The organism is Arthrobacter rhamnosi (assembly GCF_054510975.1).
The window spans coordinates 1-21,159 of record NZ_JBTNDN010000004.1; the positions used below are offsets into that span (position 1 = coordinate 1).

The 21,159-nt window shown below is 69.9% G+C and carries 19 protein-coding genes; 3 read left to right on the top strand and 16 right to left on the bottom strand.

The features are described 5' to 3' along the window. Positions 1-109: 109 nt before the first annotated feature. The 7 genes from ACX80J_RS10575 to truB form a co-directional block, all read right to left on the bottom strand. Positions 110-2,374, bottom strand: coding sequence for a polyribonucleotide nucleotidyltransferase (locus ACX80J_RS10575; RefSeq protein ID WP_459347742.1), 2,265 nt, complete (start codon positions 2,372-2,374; stop codon positions 110-112). Between the two features lie 353 nt (positions 2,375-2,727). Then, positions 2,728-2,997: a 30S ribosomal protein S15 gene (rpsO, locus tag ACX80J_RS10580; RefSeq protein ID WP_301230023.1), complete on the bottom strand. Its 270-nt coding sequence runs from the start codon at positions 2,995-2,997 to the stop codon at positions 2,728-2,730. 103 nt (positions 2,998-3,100) lie between these two features. Continuing rightward, positions 3,101-4,096 carry a bifunctional riboflavin kinase/FAD synthetase gene (locus tag ACX80J_RS10585; protein WP_459347743.1) on the bottom strand — a complete coding sequence of 332 codons (996 nt, stop codon included), beginning with the start codon at positions 4,094-4,096 and terminating at the stop codon, positions 3,101-3,103. A 146-nt stretch (positions 4,097-4,242) separates the two neighbouring features. Further along, positions 4,243-4,905: a DUF4345 domain-containing protein gene (locus ACX80J_RS10590; RefSeq protein WP_459347744.1), complete on the bottom strand. Its 663-nt coding sequence runs from the start codon at positions 4,903-4,905 to the stop codon at positions 4,243-4,245. 70 nt (positions 4,906-4,975) lie between these two features. After that, a complete protein-coding gene (locus ACX80J_RS10595) occupies positions 4,976-5,455 on the bottom strand; it encodes a hypothetical protein (protein WP_459345821.1) in 480 nt (159 codons plus the stop codon). Further along, the gene (locus ACX80J_RS10600) at positions 5,452-5,820 is read right to left on the bottom strand and encodes a hypothetical protein (protein ID WP_459345820.1); all 369 of its coding nucleotides are present in this window, start codon (positions 5,818-5,820) and stop codon (positions 5,452-5,454) included. Before ACX80J_RS10600 ends, ACX80J_RS10595 begins: the two co-directional genes overlap by 4 nt. A gap of 2 nt (positions 5,821-5,822) precedes the next feature. Continuing rightward, positions 5,823-6,725, bottom strand: coding sequence for a tRNA pseudouridine(55) synthase TruB (gene truB / locus ACX80J_RS10605; RefSeq protein ID WP_459347745.1), 903 nt, complete (start codon positions 6,723-6,725; stop codon positions 5,823-5,825). Positions 6,726-6,793: 68 nt separating this feature from the next. Between truB and ACX80J_RS10610 the strand changes: the two genes are divergently transcribed. Further along, on the top strand, positions 6,794-7,969 hold the full coding sequence (locus ACX80J_RS10610; protein WP_459347746.1) for a pyridoxal phosphate-dependent aminotransferase: 1,176 nt from the start codon (positions 6,794-6,796) through the stop codon (positions 7,967-7,969). A gap of 85 nt (positions 7,970-8,054) precedes the next feature. Here the strand turns inward: ACX80J_RS10610 and rbfA are convergent, their stop codons facing one another. The 5 genes from rbfA to ACX80J_RS10635 form a co-directional block, all read right to left on the bottom strand. After that, entirely contained in the window at positions 8,055-8,492 is a 438-nt protein-coding gene (gene rbfA, locus ACX80J_RS10615; protein ID WP_087072133.1) for a 30S ribosome-binding factor RbfA, read from the bottom strand. 111 nt (positions 8,493-8,603) lie between these two features. Next, a complete protein-coding gene (gene infB / locus ACX80J_RS10620; RefSeq protein ID WP_459347747.1) occupies positions 8,604-11,570 on the bottom strand; it encodes a translation initiation factor IF-2 in 2,967 nt (988 codons plus the stop codon). Positions 11,571-11,694: 124 nt separating this feature from the next. Continuing rightward, positions 11,695-12,132 carry a YlxR family protein gene (locus ACX80J_RS10625; protein WP_459345816.1) on the bottom strand — a complete coding sequence of 146 codons (438 nt, stop codon included), beginning with the start codon at positions 12,130-12,132 and terminating at the stop codon, positions 11,695-11,697. Between the two features lie 36 nt (positions 12,133-12,168). Continuing rightward, positions 12,169-13,158 (bottom strand): transcription termination factor NusA, encoded by a 990-nt coding sequence (gene nusA, locus ACX80J_RS10630; RefSeq protein ID WP_459345815.1) that lies wholly within the window; start codon positions 13,156-13,158, stop codon positions 12,169-12,171. Between the two features lie 10 nt (positions 13,159-13,168). Further along, positions 13,169-13,798 carry a ribosome maturation factor RimP gene (locus tag ACX80J_RS10635; protein ID WP_459345814.1) on the bottom strand — a complete coding sequence of 210 codons (630 nt, stop codon included), beginning with the start codon at positions 13,796-13,798 and terminating at the stop codon, positions 13,169-13,171. Between the two features lie 87 nt (positions 13,799-13,885). Here ACX80J_RS10635 and ACX80J_RS10640 point away from each other — a divergent pair, with 87 nt between their 5' ends. Together ACX80J_RS10640 and ACX80J_RS10645 are read left to right on the top strand one after the other, a co-directional pair. Next, positions 13,886-15,307: a DUF4439 domain-containing protein gene (locus ACX80J_RS10640; RefSeq protein ID WP_459345813.1), complete on the top strand. Its 1,422-nt coding sequence runs from the start codon at positions 13,886-13,888 to the stop codon at positions 15,305-15,307. Continuing rightward, the gene (locus ACX80J_RS10645) at positions 15,300-16,322 is read left to right on the top strand and encodes an aminoglycoside phosphotransferase family protein (protein WP_459345812.1); all 1,023 of its coding nucleotides are present in this window, start codon (positions 15,300-15,302) and stop codon (positions 16,320-16,322) included. Before ACX80J_RS10640 ends, ACX80J_RS10645 begins: the two co-directional genes overlap by 8 nt. 18 nt (positions 16,323-16,340) lie before the next feature. On the opposite strand, the gene ACX80J_RS10650 is transcribed toward ACX80J_RS10645, so the two are convergent. From ACX80J_RS10650 to ispG, 4 genes are all read right to left on the bottom strand, one after another. Then, positions 16,341-17,156, bottom strand: a complete 816-nt coding sequence (locus ACX80J_RS10650; RefSeq protein WP_459347748.1) for a sulfite exporter TauE/SafE family protein — start codon at positions 17,154-17,156, stop codon at positions 16,341-16,343. 6 nt (positions 17,157-17,162) lie between these two features. Further along, positions 17,163-18,962, bottom strand: coding sequence for a proline--tRNA ligase (locus ACX80J_RS10655; RefSeq protein WP_459347749.1), 1,800 nt, complete (start codon positions 18,960-18,962; stop codon positions 17,163-17,165). Positions 18,963-19,087: 125 nt separating this feature from the next. Further along, positions 19,088-19,990: a GNAT family N-acetyltransferase gene (locus ACX80J_RS10660; protein ID WP_459345809.1), complete on the bottom strand. Its 903-nt coding sequence runs from the start codon at positions 19,988-19,990 to the stop codon at positions 19,088-19,090. Beyond that, positions 19,944-21,110: a flavodoxin-dependent (E)-4-hydroxy-3-methylbut-2-enyl-diphosphate synthase gene (gene ispG / locus ACX80J_RS10665; protein WP_087072205.1), complete on the bottom strand. Its 1,167-nt coding sequence runs from the start codon at positions 21,108-21,110 to the stop codon at positions 19,944-19,946. The genes ACX80J_RS10660 and ispG overlap by 47 nt, the downstream gene beginning before the upstream one ends. Between the last annotated feature and the right edge of the window lie 49 nt (positions 21,111-21,159).

Sequence of the window (21,159 nt, forward strand, 5' to 3'; positions counted from 1 at the left end):
CTTTTTTTTTTTTTTTGGGGGGGAGGAAAACGACCCGCCCCCCTTCCCCCCTACCTCCCCTTCTCCCCCCCCCCCTTGTCCCGCGGTCGCTCGGGACGAGCGGGACGGACTAGGCGTCCTCGCCCACGGCGACCTCGGGCAGCTCGATGCCGGCGTCCTCGGACGACCCGGAGGCGTCCTCGGCGACGACGGGCGAGAGCGAGAGCTTTCCGCGGTCGTCGATCTTCGTGATCTCGACCTGTACCTTCTGGCCCACGGAGACGATCTCGTCGACGTTGTCGACACGCTTGCCACCGGCGAGCTTGCGCAGCTCGGAGATGTGCAGCAGGCCGTCCTTGCCCGGGGTCAGCGAGACGAAGGCGCCGAAGGTGGTGGTCTTGACGACCGTGCCCAGGTAGCGCTCACCGATCTCGGGGACCTGCGGGTTGGCGATGGCGTTGACCGCCGCGCGCGCAGCCTCGGCCGACTCGCCGTTCGTGGCGCCGATCAGCACGGTGCCGTCGTCCTCGATCGAGATGTCGGCTCCGGTGTCCTCCTGGATCTGGTTGATCATCTTGCCCTTGGGGCCGATGACCTCGCCGATCTTGTCCACGGGGATCTTGACCGAGATGATCCGCGGTGCGAACTCGGAGAGCTCGTCCGGGGTGTCGATCGCGGCCTGCAGGACGCCGAGGATGTGCAGGCGTGCTTCGCGGGCCTGCTTCAGCGCGGCAGCGAGCACCGAGGCGGGGATGCCGTCGAGCTTGGTGTCGAGCTGGATCGCCGTGACGAACTCCGACGTACCGGCGACCTTGAAGTCCATGTCACCGAATGCGTCCTCGGCGCCGAGGATGTCGGTCAGCGCCGCGTAGCGCGTCTGGCCGTCGACGACGTCGGACACGAGGCCCATGGCGATACCGGCGACGGGCGCGCGGAGGGGCACACCGGCGTTGAGCAGGGACAGCGTGGAGGCGCAGACCGAGCCCATCGACGTCGAACCGTTGGAGCTGAGGGCCTCGGACACCTGGCGGATCGCGTAGGGGAACTCCTCGCGGCTCGGCAGGACGGGCACGAGTGCACGCTCCGCCAGTGCTCCGTGGCCGATCTCGCGGCGCTTCGGCGAACCGACACGGCCGGTCTCACCGGTGGAGTACGGCGGGAAGTTGTAGTTGTGCATGTAGCGCTTGCGCGTGACGGGCGACAGCGAATCGATCTGCTGCTCCATCTTGAGCATGTTGAGCGTGGTGACACCCATGATCTGGGTCTCGCCGCGCTCGAAGATCGCCGAACCATGCACGCGCGGCAGGACCTCGACCTCGGCGGTGAGCTTGCGGATGTCGCTCAGGCCACGGCCGTCGATGCGGACCTGGTCCTTGAGGATGCGCTGGCGGACGACGGCCTTGGTGAGCGAGCGGAACGCTGCGGACAGCTCGTTCTCGCGTCCCTCGAACTGCCCGCCGAGAGCGTCCATCAGCTCGGACTTGAGGGCGTCGGTGGCACTTCCGCGCTCCTGCTTGTCCGCGATCTGGAAGACCTGGGACAGCTTCTCCGCGCCGGCCGACTCGATGGCGGCGTAGACGTCGTCCTGGTAGTCGAGGAAGACGGGGAACTCGACGGTCGGCTTGGCGGCGCGCCCGGCGAGGTCTGCCTGCGCCTCGCACAGGGCACGGATGAACGGCTTGGCGGCCTCGAGGCCGTCGGCCACGACCTCCTCCGTGGGAGCGGTCGCGCCGTTCTCCTTGATCAGGTTCCACGAGTTGTCGGTGGCCTCGGCCTCGACCATCATGATCGCGACGTCGTCACCGGCGATGCGCCCGGCAACCACCATGTCGAAGACGGAGTTCTCGAGCTCCGAGTGCTTCGGGAAGGCGATCCACTGGTCGTTGCCGCTGCCGTCCGAGACGAGGGCCACGCGGACGCCGCCGATCGGTCCCGAGAAGGGCAGGCCGGACAGCTGCGTGGACATGGACGCGGCGTTGATGGCCACGACGTCGTAGCGGACGTCGGGGTTGATCGCGAGGACGGTCACGACGACCTGGACCTCGTTGCGCAGGCCCTTGACGAACGCTGGGCGGAGGGGGCGGTCCATCAGGCGGCAGGCCAGGATGGCCTCCGTGGAGGGACGGCCCTCGCGGCGGAAGAACGAGCCCGGGATGCGGCCCGCGGCGTACATGCGCTCTTCGACGTCGACCGTCAGCGGGAAGAAGTCGAAGCCTTCGCGGGGAGACTTGCCGGCCGTGGTGGCCGAGAGCAGTGCGGTGTCCTCGTCGATGTAGACCATGGCGGAGCCGGCGGCCTGCTGGGCGAGGCGTCCGGTCTCGAACCGGACGGTGCGTGTTCCGAAGCGACCGTTGTCGATCACTGCTTCGGCGAACTGGATTTCGGGACCCTCCAAGAGAGTCACCTCCGTTTCTCGGTATCGGAGGCAATCGGCACCCGACGTGGCCCCGCCCCTCATGGGCGGGCCACAGCACCCGGTCTTCGATCGAGATCCACGGAACGCAGGTGCGCTCCGGAGACCACTACCGAGGACCGCGAATGCGCGGTGCCGGTTGACTCCTGTTGTGCGGTGGTCCTGCTGGTGCAGGTCGTGCTGATACTGCTGGCTGCGGACACGGGGTCCGCCCGCCTGGTGCTCCGGTGTCCGGAACCGGGCCGCGGCGGAGGGGCCCGTACTTCTACCTAGCAGAGAAGGCGGCTCCCTCTCCAGGGGAGAAGATGCCGCCTTCCGATGCTACTTGATGCTACTTATCGACGCAGACCCAGGCGCTCGATGAGCGAACGGTAACGCGCGATGTCGGTGTCCCGCAGGTAGTCCAGCAGGCGACGGCGGCGACCGACGAGAAGAAGCAGGCCACGACGCGTGTGGTGATCGTGCTTGTGCATCTTCAGGTGCTCGGTCAGGTCGAGGATACGACGGGAAAGCATCGCGATCTGGACCTCGGGTGAACCGGTGTCACCTTCGGCCAGGGCGTATTCCTTGATGATTTCCTGCTTGATGGCGGCGTCAAGGGCCACGAGTAACTCCTAGAGTTGTACCGTGAACAAGTGCTGAGCATCGTTTGCACGACGTCACAGAAAAATCCAGCCACCACGGACTGCAGCCGGACCTGTGCCCAGTTTAGCGTCTGGGCCGTTGTTCTGTCGAAAGCAGCCCACGGGCCCTGTCGACATCGAGTTTCATCTGCTCGATCAGGGCCTCGGGCCCGGTGTAGGCGACCTGGCCCCGTAGCCGCTCGACGAATTCGACGATGATCGCCTGCCCGTAGAGGTCGAAGTCCTGGACGCGCTCGGGCGGACGGTTGATCACATGGGCCTCGACCTGCCGGTCCACACCGTCGAAGGTGGGATTGGACCCGACGGAGATGGCCGCCGGCCACCGGGTGCCCGCCTCGTCGACGAGCCAGCCGGCGTAGATGCCGTCGGCCGGGATGAAGCCCTGGGAGGAGGCCGCCAGGTTCGCCGTGGGGTACCCGAGTTCCCGCCCGCGGGCTGCCCCGTGGACCACCTCTCCGCGCATGCGGTGGGGGCGGCCCAGGATCCTCGCCGCGGTTCCGACCTCTCCGGCTTCGAGTGCTTCCCGCACCCAGGTCGAGGAGCAGCGCCTGTCGCCGTCGTCGTCCGTGGCGTCCACGGGGTAGCTCGCACCGAAGTCCTCGATGGCGATGACCTCGAAGCCGAGCGTCCGGCCGAGGTCGCGCATGGTGTCGAGGTCACCGCTGTTGCCCCTGCCGAACCGGACATCATGGCCGATCACCACGGCCCGGGCCTTCAGGGCCTTCACGAAGACGCGTTCGACGAACTCCTCCGGCGAGTGCGCGGCGAGGTCGAGGGTGTACCGCATCATGAGCAGGGCGTCGATGCCCGTCTCGGCGATGGTCTCCACGCGGTCGTCAAGCCCCATGATCAGCTCCGGCGCAGACTCCGGCCGGTGGACCTGCGCCGGGTGCGGGTCGAAGGACACGACGACGGCGGCCGCGGCACGCTCCCGCGCCGCTTCGACGACCTGCTGCAGGACGCGCTGGTGGCCGCGGTGCACGCCGTCGAAGTTGCCGAGCGTCAGGACGGAGGGCCCGAAATCCTTGGGCACACTGTCCAGATCTCTCCAGTAGAACACGCATCTCCTTCGCGATTCGGCCGATTCCCGCGGCCTCGGGTGTCCGGCGGGACGCCGCTCCCCATTATGGCCGACGCGATCACCGCGGACGGCATCGGGCCTCCGTGCCCGCCTTGGAGCGGAGGCCCGCTGCGCGAGGGGGTCCGCTAGCCGCGCTGTGCGAATTCCCGGCGCAGGTCGCTCGTCTTGGCGATGTACTTGTGCCAGACGAGCAGGGCCGGCGGGAAGGCCAGCTCGACGACCATGAGGACGATCATGACGTAGTTGGGGGTTCCGGAGAACGCCCAGGACAGGACCCGCCCGATGCCGCCCGCGAACACCATGAGGCAGACGAGCCAGAGCATGTTCGCCCACTGGAACTTGACCGCGATCGTGATGAAAGCCGCGCCGACACCGACCATCATGGCCGAGAAGAACCGGAACTGGCTCTCCAGCGTGGGGTTGGCGGGGCTGGCTTCCGTCTCGGGCAGTCCCGCCGTGCCGAGGATCAGGTAGTAGGCACCGAACCCGGCGATGACGACCCCCACCAGGACGACGACGGTGCGGAACACGTTCCAGTCCCCGCCGGAGGAGGACTTGCCGGGCTTCCTGCCCTTGCCGCCCGCGGGAGCGGCCTTGCCGCGCTGGATCGGTTCTCCCGGCGCGACCCGGTCGCGGTCTCCGGAGGGAATACCGGATGGGCTGCCGGAGGGGATCGACCCTGCGCCGCCGGCGCTGCGGGCGTCGGACGAGCTGGGGGCATCGGACGACGAGGACCGCCCGGCTCCCGATCCGGTGGATTCGTCGTGCTCGGGGCTGTTGCTGGTCATGTCGCTCCCTGGAGGCAGGCTGGATCGGTGCTGTAGCGCCATACTCTCACGGGCCGCAGGCACCAGGGACCTATTTCCGGCGGCGCTGACCCGGCCTGTTCCTGCGCAGCCAGACCAGCCCCAGGATCGGGAGGACCAGGGGGACGAATCCGTAGCCACGACCGAAGGCGGACCAAACGGTCTCGCTCGGGAAGGCCTGCGGATCCAGGACGCTGAGGAGGCCCACCGAGACCACACCGACGAGCTCGGTGGTGACGGCGACGACGGAGACGGCGTACGCGCGCGTCCCGCCCCGTGCGAGGGAGACCGTCGCCACGATGTAGACCACCGCGGCCACTGCCGAGAGGAGGTACGCGAGCGGGGCCTCGGAGAACTTCGTCGCGATCTGGAAGCCGGCGCGCGCGGTCGCGGCCAGCGCGAAGACTCCGTAGACGGCGATCAGCAGGCGGCCGGGGCCCCGCGCGCGGCTCGTGCCCCCCGCACCCGCGGCATCCGCGTCCGCTGCACCGACGCGCCCCGCGGGCGATCCCTCGTTCCGTCGACCGTTCACAGGCCGGCCACCCCATCCCAGATCTGCTCCATGCGGAAGAGCATGACGAAGACCGTCAGCCCGGCCGCGGCCAGTACGAAATTGCTCCAGCGCGTCCTCTCGAGGATGGACCACCAGAAGGTGCCGACGGGCACCAGGAGCGCTGTCAGGAGGTACCCCCAGAACTCCCAGGCCTCCCCCAGCACGGGCTCCCCCGTGAGCTGGCGGATTCCGGCAGCCACCGTGTACGCCAGGAGGAAGAGCTCGACGGCCGCGACGGAGAGAATGGTGATGTCGTTCGGCGGCTGGCGCACGAGGGCCGCGCCGATGCAGAGCACGGCGGAGACCGCGCAGACGAGCGCCCCGACGAGGAAGAAGGGATCCACCGCTACTCCTTCCCGCCGGGCGCGAACACCAGCACGGTGCGGGCGGCTCCCCCGCGGTTCTCGAGCAGCGCCACGAGGGTCCCGTCCGGGGCGAAGGCGGCGACCGGGACGTCGGGCTCGTCGTTGGGCCCGATTTTCCGGCCGTGGGAGACGTCCGCTGCCTCCGCCTCGGACAGTTCCCGCACGGGGAACAGCGACCGTCCGGCATCGTCCAGCGGGAGTACGTCCAGCTCCACAGCGAGCTGCTCGAGGGTGCGGGCCTGCTCGATGGAGTAGGGCCCCACCTGGGTCCGGCGGAGCGCGGTCAGGTGGCCTCCCACGCCGAGGGCTTCCCCGAGGTCGCGGGCGAGGGCCCGGATGTAGGTGCCCGAACTGCATTCGACGGTCACATCCACGTCCTGCAGCCGCCCGTTGCTGACCCGGCGGATCCCGTGGACGTCGAACCGGTGCACGGTGACGGGACGTGCGGGGAGGTCCACCTCCCCGCCGGCGCGGACCCGGGCGTAGGACCTCTCGCCCTTGACCTTGATGGCGCTGACGCTGCTCGGCACCTGCTGGATCTCACCCGTCAGCCGGGCGACCGCCGTCCGGATGTCCTCCTCGGTCACGGCCGCGGCGATGCTCCCGCCCGTGACCTCGCCTTCGGCGTCGTCCGTGAGGGTCGACTGTCCGAGCCGAATGGTGGCGGTGTAGGTCTTCGACGTGCCCACGATGAAGGTCAGCAGGCGCGTGGCGCGGTTGATGCCGATCACCAGGACGCCGGTGGCCATGGGGTCGAGGGTTCCGGCGTGGCCCACCTTGCGGGTTCCCGCGAGGCGGCGCATGCGCCCCACGACGTCATGACTGGTCCAGCCCTGAGGCTTGTCCACGATAATCAGCCCTGAGTGGACCTGCCCGGAATTCACGCCTCCCAGTATAGGGTCGCTGCTGCGCGCTCTCTGGCGCCCGCCCGCCTCGCGATACGATCCTGCGTATGCCTTCCGCTCCAGCCCACGTGGTGAATGTCCCGGTCAACCAGATCCGCGAGATCACGCAGGCGGCATGGGCCACTCCCGATTCCATCGTCCTCAGCATCGGCGAGCCCGCGTTCCCCGTCGCACGGCACGTGCTCGAGGCGGCCATGGCGGCCCTCGACCGGGACGACACGAACTACACGCCCAATGCGGGCATCGCCCCGCTCAGGGCCGCGTTCGCCGAGCGGTTCGCGTCCATGTCCGGGGTCGACGACGACCCCTCCCGCGTCTTCGTCGTCGCAGGTGCCCAGCAGGGACTGCACCTGGCGCTCAGCACGCTCATCGCGGCCGGGGACGAGGTGCTCATCCCCGACCCGGGGTATCCGACGTTCACCATGACCGTGGGGCTGCTCGGCGGCGTCCCCGTGCCCTACCCCCTGGTGCCGCACCACGGCTTCCAGCCCCTCATCGAGGACCTGCGGCGGCTCGTGACCACACGCACGAAGGTGCTCATGCTCAACTCGCCGTCGAATCCCCTCGGCTCGGTCTTCGACTCCGACCTCACGCGGGAGCTCGTCCGGTTCGCCCATGAGAACGACCTGTGGATCATCTCGGACGAGTGCTACGAGGCCTTCACCTACGACGTGCCCCATGTCAGCCCCGCACGCTTCGACGCCGGTGGGCCCGAAGCCGTCCCGGAGGCCGTCGAGGCCCGCGTCCTCACCTCCCTCACGCTGTCCAAGACGTACGGACTGACAGGTCTCCGCATCGGCGCGCTCGTCACGCCGCCCGGGATGGAACCGCTCCTCAGCAACGTCATGGAGGCCACCGTGTCCTGCGTCTCGGGTCCCTCGCAGTACGCCGGCGTCGCCGCTCTGACCGGTCCGCAGGACTACGTCCGGACCGCCCTCGACCACTACCGCGCCAACCGGGATGCGGCCACCGCCGTGCTGGACGAGCGCGGGATCAGCTACCTCGACGCCCGCGGCGCCTTCTACCTGTGGGCCGACCTCTCCCACGCCACGGACGGGGACGTCCGGGCTTGGACCAGGGCGTTCCTCGCGGAGCGGGGCGTCGCGCTCGCGCCGGGCACGGCCTTCGGGTCGATGGGCGAGGGCTGGGTGCGGATCGCCCTCTGCGGCAGGAGGGACGAGCTCGTCGAGGGGCTGTCCCGGCTCCCCGCTCCCCGCGCCTGAGTGGTCCCCCGGAAACGACAGAAGGCAGCCGACCCGCAGGTCGGCTGCCTTTCTGGTGTATGGCCCGGAACGGGAGCCGGGAGGGCTAGCGCCCGGCCTCGTCCTCGTCGGAGGTGCGGTAGGGATCGGCGTCCCCCGCGAAGTCCGCGCCCTGGGCGATCGCTGCCACCTCGGCGTCGCGCTCGCGGGCCTTCTGCAGCAGCTCCTCGAGGTGGCTGGCGTTGACCGGCACCTCGTCGGGGACGAATTCGAGCGTCGGCGTCAGGCGGGCCGTGATGTTCCTGCCCACCTCGGCGCGCAGGACGCCGCGGGCGGACTCGAGTGCCATCCGCGTGGCCTGCTGCTCCTCCGGATCCCCCAGCACCGTGTAGTACAGCGTCGCGTGCTGCAGGTCGTTGGTGACGCGGGCGTCGGTGATGGTCACGGCTTCCAGCCGGGGGTCCTTCACACGGCGCCGCAGCGCCTCCGCGACGATGACTTTGATGCGCTGCGCGAGCCGCGCGGCGCGGGCCGGATCTGCCATTGCTGATACTCCTAGGGAAGCGGATGAGGGTGGGGAACCCGCCGTGCGGGCTCCGGCTGTATGACAGCACAGGCGCCCGGGAGAACCAGGGCGCCTGTGCTGACCTACCTCCTAGACGCGGGGCTTCTCCCGCATCTCGAAGGTCTCGATGGTGTCGCCTTCCTTGACGTCGTTGAACGAGCCCAGGCCGATACCACACTCGAAGTCCGTGCGGACTTCGGTGGCGTCGTCCTTGAACCGCTTGAGCGAGTCCACGGAGAGGTTGTCCCCGATGACCTTGCCGTCACGGAGGACGCGCGCCCTCGTGTTGCGTCGGATGATGCCCGAGCGGACGATCGAACCGGCGATGTTGCCGAACTTCGAGGAGCGGAACACCTCGCGGACCTCTGCGGTTCCGAGCTGCACCTCCTCGTACTCCGGCTTGAGCATGCCCTTGAGGGCGAGCTCGATGTCGTCGATGGCGGCGTAGATGACCGAGTAGAAGCGCATGTCCACGCCTTCACGCTCGGCAAGGTCCGCGACGCGTTCCGCGGGCTTGACGTTGAAGCCGATGATGATCGCGTTGTCGACGGTCGCCAGGTTGACGTCGTTCTGGGTGATCGCACCGACGCCGCGGTGGATGACGCGCAGCTGCACGCCCTCTCCGACGTCGATCTTGAGCAGCGAGTCCTCCAGGGCCTCGACGGCACCCGACACGTCACCCTTGAGGATGAGGTTGAGGGTGTCGACCTTGCCCTCGGCGACGGCCTGGTCGAAGTCCTCGAGGCTGATGCGCTTGCGGCGCTTGGCGAGGGCCGCGTTGCGGTCCGCGGCTTCGCGCTTCTCGGCGATCTGGCGGGCGGTGCGCTCGTCGTCGGTGACGAAGAACGTGTCACCTGCACGGGGCACGTTGGACAGACCCAGGACCTGGACCGGTCGCGACGGCTCCGCCTTCGTGACGATGTCGCCGTTCTCGTCGAACATGGCACGCACACGGCCGTGCGCCGTGCCGGCGACGATCGTGTCACCCACGTTCAGCGTTCCGGACTGGACGAGCACCGTCGCGACGGCACCGCGTCCGCGGTCGAGGTTGGCTTCGATCGCGATACCGCGGGCGTCCTTGTTCGGGTTGGCCCGCATGTCGAGGGCCGCGTCCGCGGTGAGCAGGACGGCCTCGAGGAGGTCGTCGATGCCGACGCCCTGGAGGGCGGAGACGTGCACGAACATCGTGTCGCCGCCGTACTCCTCGGGCACCAGGCCGTACTCGGTGAGCTGGCCCTTGACCTTGTCCGGGTTCGCGCCTTCCTTGTCCATCTTGTTGACCGCCACGACGATCGGCACGTTGGCCGCCTGGGCGTGGTTCAGCGCCTCAACGGTCTGGGGCATGACGCCGTCGTCGGCCGCGACGACCAGCACCGCGATGTCCGTGACCTTCGCACCACGGGCACGCATGGCGGTGAACGCCTCGTGGCCCGGGGTGTCGATGAAGGTGATGGCACGCGTGCTGTCCTCGTGGACGTGCTGGATCTGGTACGCACCGATGTGCTGGGTGATACCGCCGTGCTCGCCCTCGACGACCTTGGTGTTGCGGATCGCATCGAGCAGTCGCGTCTTACCGTGGTCGACGTGGCCCATGACCGTGACGACCGGCGGACGCACCTCGAGCTCCTCGTCGCCCTCGGCTGCCAGCTCGGCGTCGAAGTCGATGTCGAAGCTGCTGAGGAGCTCGCGCTCCTCGTCCTCGGGTGAGACGACCTGGATCTTGTAGCCGAGTTCCGTGCCGAGCACCTCGAAGGTGTCCTCGTCCAGCGACTGCGTCGCCGTGGCCATCTCACCGAGGTGGAACAGCACGGTGACCAGTGCGGCGGGGTTCGCCTCGATCTTGTCGGCGAAGTCCGTGATGGACGAGCCGCGGCGCAGGCGCACGATGGTGTTGCCGTCTCCGCGGGGTACGCTCACGCCACCCAGCGAAGGAGCCGACATCTGCTCCAGTTCCTGCCGCTTCGCCCGCTTCGACTTGCGCTGCTTGCCACGGCCGGCTCCACCCTTGCCGAAGGCACCGGCAGTGCCGCCGCGTCCGCGACCGCCCTTGCCGAAGCCGCCGCCGGCGGGTGCACCGCTGGGGCTGGCAGGTGCTCCACCGGGACCGCGGCGCGGACCGGCTCCTGCACCGGGGGCACCACGGCCGGGGGCAGCGGGACGTTCGGTGCGGTTGGGCATCATGCCCGGGGTGGGACGTGAGCCGGGGGCTCCGGCCGGACGGGGAGCACCGGGACGCGGTGCGCCCGGGCGGGGTCCGCCGGCGCCTGCTGCGGGACGGGGTCCACCCGCACCGGCTGCGGGACGGGGCCCACCCGGACCCGCGGCGGGACGCTGCTGGGCGTCGTCACGGCGACCGGGCCGGGGCATGCCCTGCGAGGGTGCGAACGGGTTGTTGCCCGGACGCGGCGGACGCTCCGACGTGCGGTCCGCACCACGGTCGGTCTCGCCACGGCGGGAACCCATGCCCTGCGAGGGCGCGAACGGGTTGTTGCCCGGACGCGGCGCTGCACCGGGACGGGCACCCGAAGGACGGGTGGTACCCGCGGCAGGAGCAGCGGGCGGCGTGGCGGGACGCGGAGCCGGACGGGCGCCCGGCGTCGAGCCCTGCGTGCCCTGCTGCTCAGGTGCGGGGGTGCTCTGTGCAGCCGGGGCAGGAGTGTCCTGCGCTGCGGGAGCGGGTGCCTCCGCCGGAGCGGGGGTTTCCGCGGGAGCGGAACCGTTCGAGAACGGTGATGCCTGGGGGGCAGCCGGAGCGGCCGGGGCGGCAGGGGTGGAGGGTGCTGCGGGAGCGGCGGGGGCGGGTGCCTCCGGCGCGGCCTGGGCAGCGCCCGGCTTCGGGCCCGACGGCGCGGGGGCCGCGGGGCGTGAGGGGGCGGGGGCCGCGGCGGGCTTGGTGCCGCCGGCGGGGAATGCGCCGCGAAGTTTCTTCACGACGGGGGCCTCGATGGTGGATGAGGCTGACCGGACGAACTCGCCCAGTTCCTGCAGTTTCGCAACTGCGTCTTTCGAGGTTATACCGAGCTCTTTCGCAAGCTCATGTACGCGGACCTTGGCCACATTTCTCCTGTCTCGGTCCGCACCGAGTCAGGCACGAACCGTCTATTTCCTACTGCTGATCCCAGCCGCTAGGGCGCCTGGTAGATCGAATGCAGAGCGCAACGGATTGATCATCGTTGCGCACTCATCGCTGGGTTCTCATCGGGTTTCCATGAGGGTACTGACCCGCTTTCCGGGAGGACGGTGGTGAATCGGAGCGTTCATCTCGACGCTCCAGGTGTGCCTGGAAGTCCGCTGCCAACTGCGCAGTGTCCACCGGCCGGCGGAAGGCCCTGTGAAAGGCTCTCCGCTTGACGGCCGTTTCCATGCATGCCGGGTCGGGGTGCAGCCAAGCACCCCGTCCGGATAGCCGGCGCCGCTCATCGATGACGGCGACATCCTGCCCGTCGATCGGTCGTGCAACAACCCGCATCACGTGTGACTGGCGGTCCCGCCGGCGGCATCCCACGCAGGTGCGTATCGGATGAGTGTCCACCGGCTGGTGCCCGGACTCTTCTCGGTGAGCGGTGTTTTCTCGGTGAGCAGAGTCTTCCGGGCGCGACCCGACATCAGTTCTGTCCATTCTACCCCTTCCGGCCCCGCCGGAAGACCGGCCGGCCTAGGCCTTCGCGGCCGAGGCCGGCTTCGCCGCGTCGGACACGATGTCGATCCGCCAGCCCGTGAGCTTCGCGGCGAGGCGGGCGTTCTGGCCTTCCTTGCCGATCGCGAGGGACAGCTGGTAGTCCGGCACGACGACGCGCGCGGACCTCGTGGCCTCGTCCGTGATCGTCACCGAGGTGACGCGCGACGGCGACAGCGAGCTCGCGATGAACGCCGCAGCGTCGTCGTTGTAGTCGACGATGTCGATCTTCTCGTCGTTCAGCTCGTTCATGACGGCACGGACACGCGTGCCCATCTCCCCGATGCAGGCGCCCTTGGCGTTCACGCCCGGGACGTTGGCCTTCACGGCGATCTTGGTGCGGTGCCCCGCCTCACGGGCCAGGGCCACGATCTCGACCGTCTTGTCCGCGATCTCCGGGACCTCGAGTTCGAAGAGCTTCCGGACGAGGCCCGGGTGCGAGCGGGACAGGGTGATGGAGGGGCCCTTCATGCCGCGGTGCACGTCGACGACGAACGCCCGCAGCCGGGTGCCGTGCAGGTACTTCTCCCCCGGCACCTGCTCCGGCGGCGGCAGCACGGCCTCCACCGATCCCAGGTTGACCTGGATCATGTGCGGGTTGGTGCCCTGCTGGATCATGCCGGCGACGAGTTCGCCTTCCTTGCCCCGGAATTCACCGAGGATGTTGTCGTCCTCGGCGTCGCGCAGCCGCTGGAGGATGACCTGGCGCGCGGTGCTCGCGGCGATGCGGCCGAATCCGCTGGGCGTGTCGTCGAATTCGCCGACGGTCTCGCCGTCGTCGTCCTTCTCCGTCGCCCAGATGGTGACGTGGCCGTTGCGCCGGTCGAGCTCGGCGCGGGCGGTCTCGTGGGCGCCGGGGGTGCGGTGGTACGCGATGAGCAGTGCCTGCTCGATCGTGGGCACCAGCTTGTCCAGCGGGATCTCGCGCTCGTGCTCGAGGAGCCTCAGCGCGCTCATATCAATGTCCATGTAGGTCTCCTTACGCGGGGTGCACGGCGCCGGAGATGTCCGGATCGGCCCCATCGCTGTTCTCGTGGTGTTCGTCCTCAAGATGCGCGAATTCGACCTGGACGGTCCCCTTGCGGATCTTGGAAAACTCGAGGGCGAGCGGATCGCCCTGCTTCGGCTTCATGCCCTTCTTGACGGGCAGGTTCGGGATCAGCCGGATTCCCGTGGCGGTGACGTCCTGCAGGCGGCCGACGACGACGTCGCCGGTCACAGGCTTGACCTCGACCAGACGCCCCACGCTGCGGCGCCAGTGCCGCGGTTCGGTGAGGGGACGGGACACCCCGGGTGAGGAGATCTCGAGGTTGTACGGGCGGTCGTCATCCTCGGGGTCACTGTCCATCGCCGCCGAGAGGTCCGTCGAGATCGCGGAGATCACATCGAGCCCCACGCTTCCCGATGCGTCCTCCGGGAGGTCCACGACGACGTGAACCGTGCGGTGGGAGCCGGCGACCTTGATGTCGACGTCCTCGAGGTAGAGGTTGTGCTGTTCCACCACGGGCTGCAGCCTGGTCCGCAGGCGCTGGGCTTCGGCCTGCAGCTCGGCCTCCAAGGCCGACTTGCGGGTCGGAGCATGTTTTTCGTTCCCGGACCGGACCGCCATGGCTGCCTCCCACTCGATGATGTTGTCCTCCTAGAGTACCGACATTCCGGGGTGCCGGGTGTAGGACCGGGTGAAACGCAGCCCTCCGTGGCATCATCGGGAACTGTGATGATGCGGGCGGGAACGGGCGGACAGCGGGTGCGCGGAAGCCACGTCGCCGGACGCGCCGTGCGCTGGTCCGCGGGGCTCGTCGGCCTGTTCGCCGTCGTCCTGCTCGCGGCAGGAATCGTCGTCGGGATCGGGCTGCGGTCCGCCGAACCGTCCGCCCCCGTCTACTCGGCCGGCGAACAGGCCCAGCTCGACGCCGAGGGACGGTACCGCGCACTGGCCGCCTCCGCGCGGGCCACGGCGGCCCTCCAGCCGGGCCTCGAGCCCGCCCTCGGGGAGAGGCTAACAGCGGTCGCCGCCGACCTGGAGGCGCAGGCGGACGCCGTCTCCCTGCCACGCTCCCCCGCACCCGAGGGGACGGGTGCCGCCGGCACCGCGCCGGCCGGTTCCACGCCCGCCGGCACTGCGTCGGCCGGTTCCACGCCGGCCGGCACCGCGTCAGCCGGTTCCACGCCTGCCGGCCCGGTCCCGGCGCCGGGAGCCTCCTCGAGCGCCGAGGCACCGATGGACGGACCGGGCCTCCTGTCGATGCTCCGGGACAGCGCCCTGCGGAGCCTGCGGGACGCCGTCGACGCCGAACCCGGCCCCGCACGCGTGCTCGCCTCCGCGGGAGCCAACCAGTGGCGGCAGGCGGTGCTCATCGGGCAGACGCTCGGGACCGAGCCCGGACTCCCTACTGCCGACGCCCTGTCCGCCGCGGACCTCACAGCCGACGAAGCAGAGCCGATCGTTCCCGCAGACCCCACCTCGCCCGCCGACCCCACCTCATCCGCCGGACCCGCCCCGTCGGCCGGCGCTCGCGACCCCGCCGGCGAACCGACACCCGCCGACGCACCCACGCCCGCCTCGTCCGCCGACCCCGCCGGGCCGGACGACTGCGCCGGGACCCCCCTCGGCACCGAGGCCGACCGGCAGGCCCTGCTGAACGCGAAAAGGGCCGAGGACGAGGCCCGCTACGGCTACGAGGTCGCCGCTGCGCTGGTGCCCGACCCCGCAGCAGCGCTCGCGCGGTCGGCTGTCCACCAGGCGGCAGCCGACGACGCCGCCCGGCGCCTCGCGGAGCTCTGCGTCCCCGTGGCCCCTGCTCCTGCGGGCTTCGCGATCACCCCGGCCTTCCGCGCCGATCCGGCGGCAGCCCTCCGGGAGCTCGAACAGGACCACGCCGAGCTGTATGCCGGCCTCGTGTCCGCTGTCGGACCGGACGTCCGCGCGTGGGCCGTCGCCTCCTACAACGCGGCCGTCCAGCGCAGCCTCGAGGCGGGAACGCCGCTCGACGCCTTCCCCGGTCTGACGGCGGAGTCCCCGGCGGGATCCGCGGGGAATTCCGCCGACGCATCGACGCCGGGGGCGGAACCGGCTCCCGAGGACTCCCCGGCACCGGCAGGGCCGAGCGGTGGCTAGGATCCAGGACCGCACCCCGGGCGGTCTTCCGGACCTGCCACCCCGGCTCCTGCAGAGCGCGCGGAGCATCGACGGCGGTGCCCGATGGACCCGTGAGTGGCGGGAGTTGCTGGCCGCGAGGCTCGACGCCTGGAACCTGGTCCTCGATCTGCGGCACGGACAGCCCGTCTGGGCGGGCCGGTGCGCCGTCGTCGTACCTGTCGTCCGGCGGGACGACGATGCCGCGGAGGCCGTCCTCAAGCTCACGATCCCGCACGACGAGGCCGTGGCGGAGCCCGATGCGCTGGAGCTCTGGGACGGGACGGGTGCGGTGCGCCTGCTCGCGGCGTCACGCCCCGACTTCGCACTGCTGCTCGACCGGCTCGACGGCGACCACTCCCTGCTGGACGTCCCGCTCGACGAGACGCCCGAACCGTGGGGCCGTGTGCTGCGCCGGCTGTCGATACCGGCCGGGGACAGCGCCCCCTGGGCCGCCTTCCCGCACCTCGCGTCCGACGCCGAGCAGTGGACGGACACCCTTCCCGCACGGTGGCACGAACTCGGCGAACCCTTCCCGCGGTGGCTCATGGAGTCCGCGCTGGAGGTGTGCCAGTCGCGCGGCATCGTGGGGCGACGGTCGCAGCGCGACGTCCTCGTGCATTCGGACCTGCACTACGGGAACCTCCTGCCGTCCGCGCGGGGCCAGCTGCGGGAGTTCACCGCGATCGACCCGAAGCCGGTGCTCGGCGACGCCGAGTACGCCGTGGCGCCGATGCTGTGGAACCGCCTGTCCGAGCTCGACGCCGCGGACCCGGCGGGTCACCTTCGCGCCCACTGCACGGCCCTTGCGGCGGCCGCCGGCCTCGATGCCGGCCTCGGCCGGGGCTGGACCGTGGTCCGCGAGGTGCGCAACGCGCTGTCCTACCTCGCCCATGGCCGGACGGGCGACGCGCAGCGGTCCCTGTGGGTGGCGAGTTCGGTGCTCGGGCGGACACTGGACGGGCTGCCGCCGGTCGGCGACCTGCCGGTCCTCTAGCGCAGCCGGCGCCGGCTGCTACCCGGCCCCGGCGAGGAACGGCCGCAGGTTCTCCACCCAGACGTCGTAACCGAGTTTGAGGATCAGGGCCCCCACCACGGCGAGGAACACGATCCGGATGAACCTGCTGCCCTGGCTGATCGCCATGCGGGACCCGGTGTAGCCACCGGCCATGTTGGCGACACCGAGCAGGAGCCCCAGCCCCCACAGGATGGAGCCGTTCGGGAGGAAGAACATCAGGGCACCGAAGTTGGTCGCCATGTTCACGATCTTCGCCTTCGCGCTGGCACCGAGGAAGTTGTAGCCGAGCAGGGTGACCATCGCGATGATGAGGAAGGAGCCCGTCCCCGGCCCGATCAGCCCGTCGTAGAACCCGATGACGAGCCCGATCGCACCGGCCGTCCCGTAGTGCCGCGCTCCCTGGTGGCGCAGCTTCGTGAGAGTGCCGACCGACGGCTTCACCGCGGTGAACACAGCGACGGCGATCAGCGCCACCACGATGACCGGCTTGAAGACCGACGACGGCAGGGACGCCGCGAGAACCGCCCCGCCGAAGCTGCCGACGAGAGCGATCCCCGCCATCGGCAGCGCCGTCTTCAGGTCCGGGTGGGCCCGCCGGTAGTAGGTGACGGCGCTCGTCGTCGTCCCGAAGATGGACCCGAGCTTGTTGGTGGCCAGGGCCTCGACGGGCGCGATGCCGGGGACCAACAGCAGCGCCGGCAGCTGCAGCAGCCCGCCTCCGCCGACGACGGCATCCACCCACCCGGCGGCGAACCCCGCGACGAGCACCAGCAGGATCGTCGCGAGGTGCAGTTCCTCGAGTCCCGAGCCCACCGCGGGTTAGGAGTCGGCGAGTCCGCGCAGCAGCGCGGCGGCCTCGGCGACCGGGACGTTCTGCGCCTCGCCCGTCCTGCGGTCCTTGACCTCGAGCACTCCGTCCGCCAGCCCACGCCCGACGACGACGATGGTGGGCACCCCGATGAGCTCCGCGTCGCCGAACTTCACGCCCGGGGACACCTTGGGCCGGTCGTCGTACAGGACGGCGAGGCCTGCCGCCTCGAGCTCTGCGGCGAGCTTCTCCGCGGCCTCGAACACCTCGGCACCCTTGCCGGTCGCGACGATGTGGACGTCGGCGGGAGCGACGTTGCGGGGCCAGACGATACCGCGCTCGTCGTGGTTGGACTCGGCGAGGGCCGCGATGGCGCGCGTGACGCCCACGCCGTACGAGCCCATGGTGACCGTGGCGAGCTTGCCGTTCCGGTCGAGGACCTTCAGGCCGAGCGCGTCCGCGTACTTGCGGCCGAGCTGGAAGATGTGGCCCATCTCGATGCCACGGGCAGCGATCAGCGGTCCCGACCCGTCGGGTGCCTCGTCGCCCTCGCGCACCTCGACGGCCTCGACGACGCCGTCCCAGGCGAAGTCGCGGCCCGCGATGAGCCCGAAGACGTGCTTGCCGTGCTCGTTGGCGCCCGTGATCCACGACGTGCCGGGAACCACGCGGGGGTCCACGAGATACTTCAGGCCGGTGGACGCCTCGGCGCCGATGACGGCGGAGTCCAGGGCGAGGCCCGGGCCGATGTACCCCTTGACGAGGCCCGGGTGCTTCTTCAGGTCCTCCTCGTTGGCGGCCTCGACGGCGACCTCGCCGCCCGTCTCGAGGTGGCCGGCGATGTTCGCCTCGATCCGCTTGAGGTCCACGGAGCGGTCACCCGGCACGCCGACGACGACGATCTCGCGCTCGCCGGTCGGCAGCACGGCGGCCAGCACCACGTTCTTGAGGGTGTCGGCGGCGGTCCAGGCACGGTCGTCGCGGGGCACCGCGGCATTGGCGTGGTCCACGAGGGTGCCGATGGTGGGGGTATCGGGGGTGTCGCGTACCTCCGCGGCGGGTGCGTCGGCGAAGTCGATCGGGTCGGGGACCACCGTGGTAACGGCTTCGACGTTGGCGGTGTAGCCGCCGGCGGACCGGACGAAGGTGTCCTCGCCGATGGGCGTCGGGTGCAGGAACTCCTCGCTCTTCGACCCGCCCATGGCCCCGGCGGTCGCCGTCACAGGCACCACCTCGAGGCCGAGGCGCTCGAAGATGCGGAGGTAGGCGGCGCGGTGCAGCTGGTAGCTCGCCTCCAGGCCCTCGTCGTCGATGTCGAACGAGTAGGAGTCCTTCATGATGAACTCGCGTCCGCGGAGCAGGCCCGCCCGGGGGCGCGCCTCGTCCCGGTACTTCGTCTGGATCTGGAACAGGCTCACGGGAAGGTCCTTGTACGAGGTGTACAGGTCCTTCACGAGCAGGGTGAACATCTCCTCGTGCGTCGGCGCAAGGAGGTAGTCCGCGCCCTTGCGGTCCTTCAGGCGGAAGATGCCGTCGCCGTACTCGGTCCAGCGGTTGGTCGCCTCGTAGGGCTCCTTGGGCAGCAGCGCCGGGAAATGGACCTCCTGCGCGCCGATGGCTTCCATCTCCTCGCGGACGATGGCCTCGACCCGCGCGAGGACCTTGAGCCCCAACGGCAGCCAGCTGTAGATACCGGGCGCCGCGCGCCGGATGTAGCCCGCGCGCACCAGGAGACGGTGGCTCGCGACTTCGGCGTCGGCTGGATCTTCACGCAGGGTGCGCAGGAAAAGGGTCGAGAGTCGTAAGACCACGCGGGTGTCCGTTCATATCGGTACTGCCATTCACCTTCCCGCCGTCCGGCGGGAAACAACAGGTACCAATCTAGCGGGTCCCGTCCGCTGGACCGCCGCGGGCCGCCGCGCCCGCAACCCCCTCCTCAGAAGAGGATGGTCGCGAACGTGTCCACCTGCTCGAAGCCCACGCGCCGATAGGCCGCGAGGGCCCGGGTGTTGTAGGAGTTCACGTAGAGGCTCACGGTCGGGGCCAGCGAGCGGGCGGCGACGACGACGGCGGCCATGTAGGCGGCGCTCAGGCCCCTGCCCCGGTGGTCGGGGTTCATCCAGACACCCTGCACCTGCACGGCCTGGGATGACACCGTGCCCAGTTCGGCCTTGAAGACCACCTCGCCGTCGTCGTCGAACGCGGCGAGCGAGTGCTTCCGGCTGATCAGGGACGCGACGCGCCGCCGGTAGTGGTCGGACCCGCCGATGAACGGCGAGTAGCCCACTTCCTCCTCGAACATCGCAGCGCAGGCGGGCAGGAGGCGGTCGAGTTCGTCGGGTCGCGTGAACCGGAGGTCGGGCGCGGGGGCGAGCAGCGGGTCCGTGTCGATGGCCATGAGCGGCTGCGTGGGGCGCACGTCGAAGGGCTCGGCGCTGTAGTCCTCGAGCGTCGACCACAGGTCCAGGACGCCCTCGGAGAGCCCGAAGATCGACGAGAAGGTCCGGCCCGACCGGCCGAGGTGATCACCGAAGATGGCTCCGGTCTCGTCCGTCACACCGATCGGCACGAGGTTCACGCCGGCCCAGCAGGCAGCGCGCAGCTCGTTGTGCCGGAACATGCCGATGATCTCCCCACCGGAGAACGACGGCGCAGCCGTGCCCATGGATTCGAGGTGGGAGGCTACGAACACGTTGGCCACCGGGTCCGCGGCGACGATCGCCCAGAGATCCCTGGTGTCCTCCTTACCGAGGACCCGGAAGGACCAGGGCCCTTCGGGGTCGGGCTGGGGCCTAGCTAACGGTAACCATGGGGCCACCCTGGCCAGCAGTTTCGCCATCAGCCTCACCCATTTCCTCTGCGAGCCGCATCGCTTCCTCGATGAGTGTCTCAACGATCTGGTCCTCGGGGACAGTCTTGATGACCTGGCCCCGGACGAAGATCTGCCCCTTGCCGTTGCCGGATGCGACACCCAGGTCGGCTTCGCGGGCCTCGCCAGGCCCGTTGACGACGCAGCCCATGACGGCCACGCGCAGCGGGACCTCCATGCCCTCGAGGCCGGCGGTGACCTCCTCGGCGAGCGTGTAGACGTCCACCTGGGCCCTGCCGCAGGACGGGCAGGACACGATCTCGAGCTTACGGGGGCGCAGGTTGAGCGACTGCAGGATCTGGTTGCCCACCTTGATCTCCTCGACCGGCGGGGCCGAGAGCGAGACGCGGATGGTGTCGCCGATGCCCTTGGACAGGAGCGCCCCGAAGGCGGTGGCGGACTTGATCGTGCCCTGGAAGGCCGGTCCGGCCTCCGTCACGCCGAGGTGCAGGGGCCAGTCGCCGCGCTCGGCGAGCAGCTCGTAGGCGCGGACCATGATCACGGGGTCGTTGTGCTTCACGGAGATCTTGAAGTCGTGGAAGTCGTGCTCCTCGAAGAGGGACGCCTCCCAGACGGCGGACTCGACGAGGGCCTCGGGCGTGGCCTTCCCGTACTTCTCCATGAGGCGCGGGTCCAGGGAGCCGGCATTGACGCCGATGCGGATGGAGGTCCCCGCGGCCTTGGCGGCTGCAGCGATCTCCTTGACCTGGTCGTCGAACTTCCGGATGTTGCCGGGGTTGACGCGCACGGCCGCGCAGCCGGCGTCGATCGCGGCGAAGACGTACTTCGGCTGGAAGTGGATGTCGGCGATCACGGGGATCTGGGACTTCTTCGCGATGATCGGGAGCGCGGCGGCGTCGTCCGCGGACGGGCAGGCCACACGGACGATGTCGCAGCCGGTGGCGGTCAGTTCCGCGATCTGCTGCAGCGTGGCGTTGATGTCCGTGGTGGGGGTGGTGGTCATCGACTGGATGCTGATCGGGGAATCCGATCCGACGCCCACCGATCCGACCTTGATCTGGCGGGTCTTGCGCCGGGGGGCGAGGACGGGCGGCGGTGCTGCTGGCATTCCTAGGTTGACCGAGGTCAAAACATCCTCCATGCTGGCGGCCTTGACCGCACGTCTGACGAGATTCTTG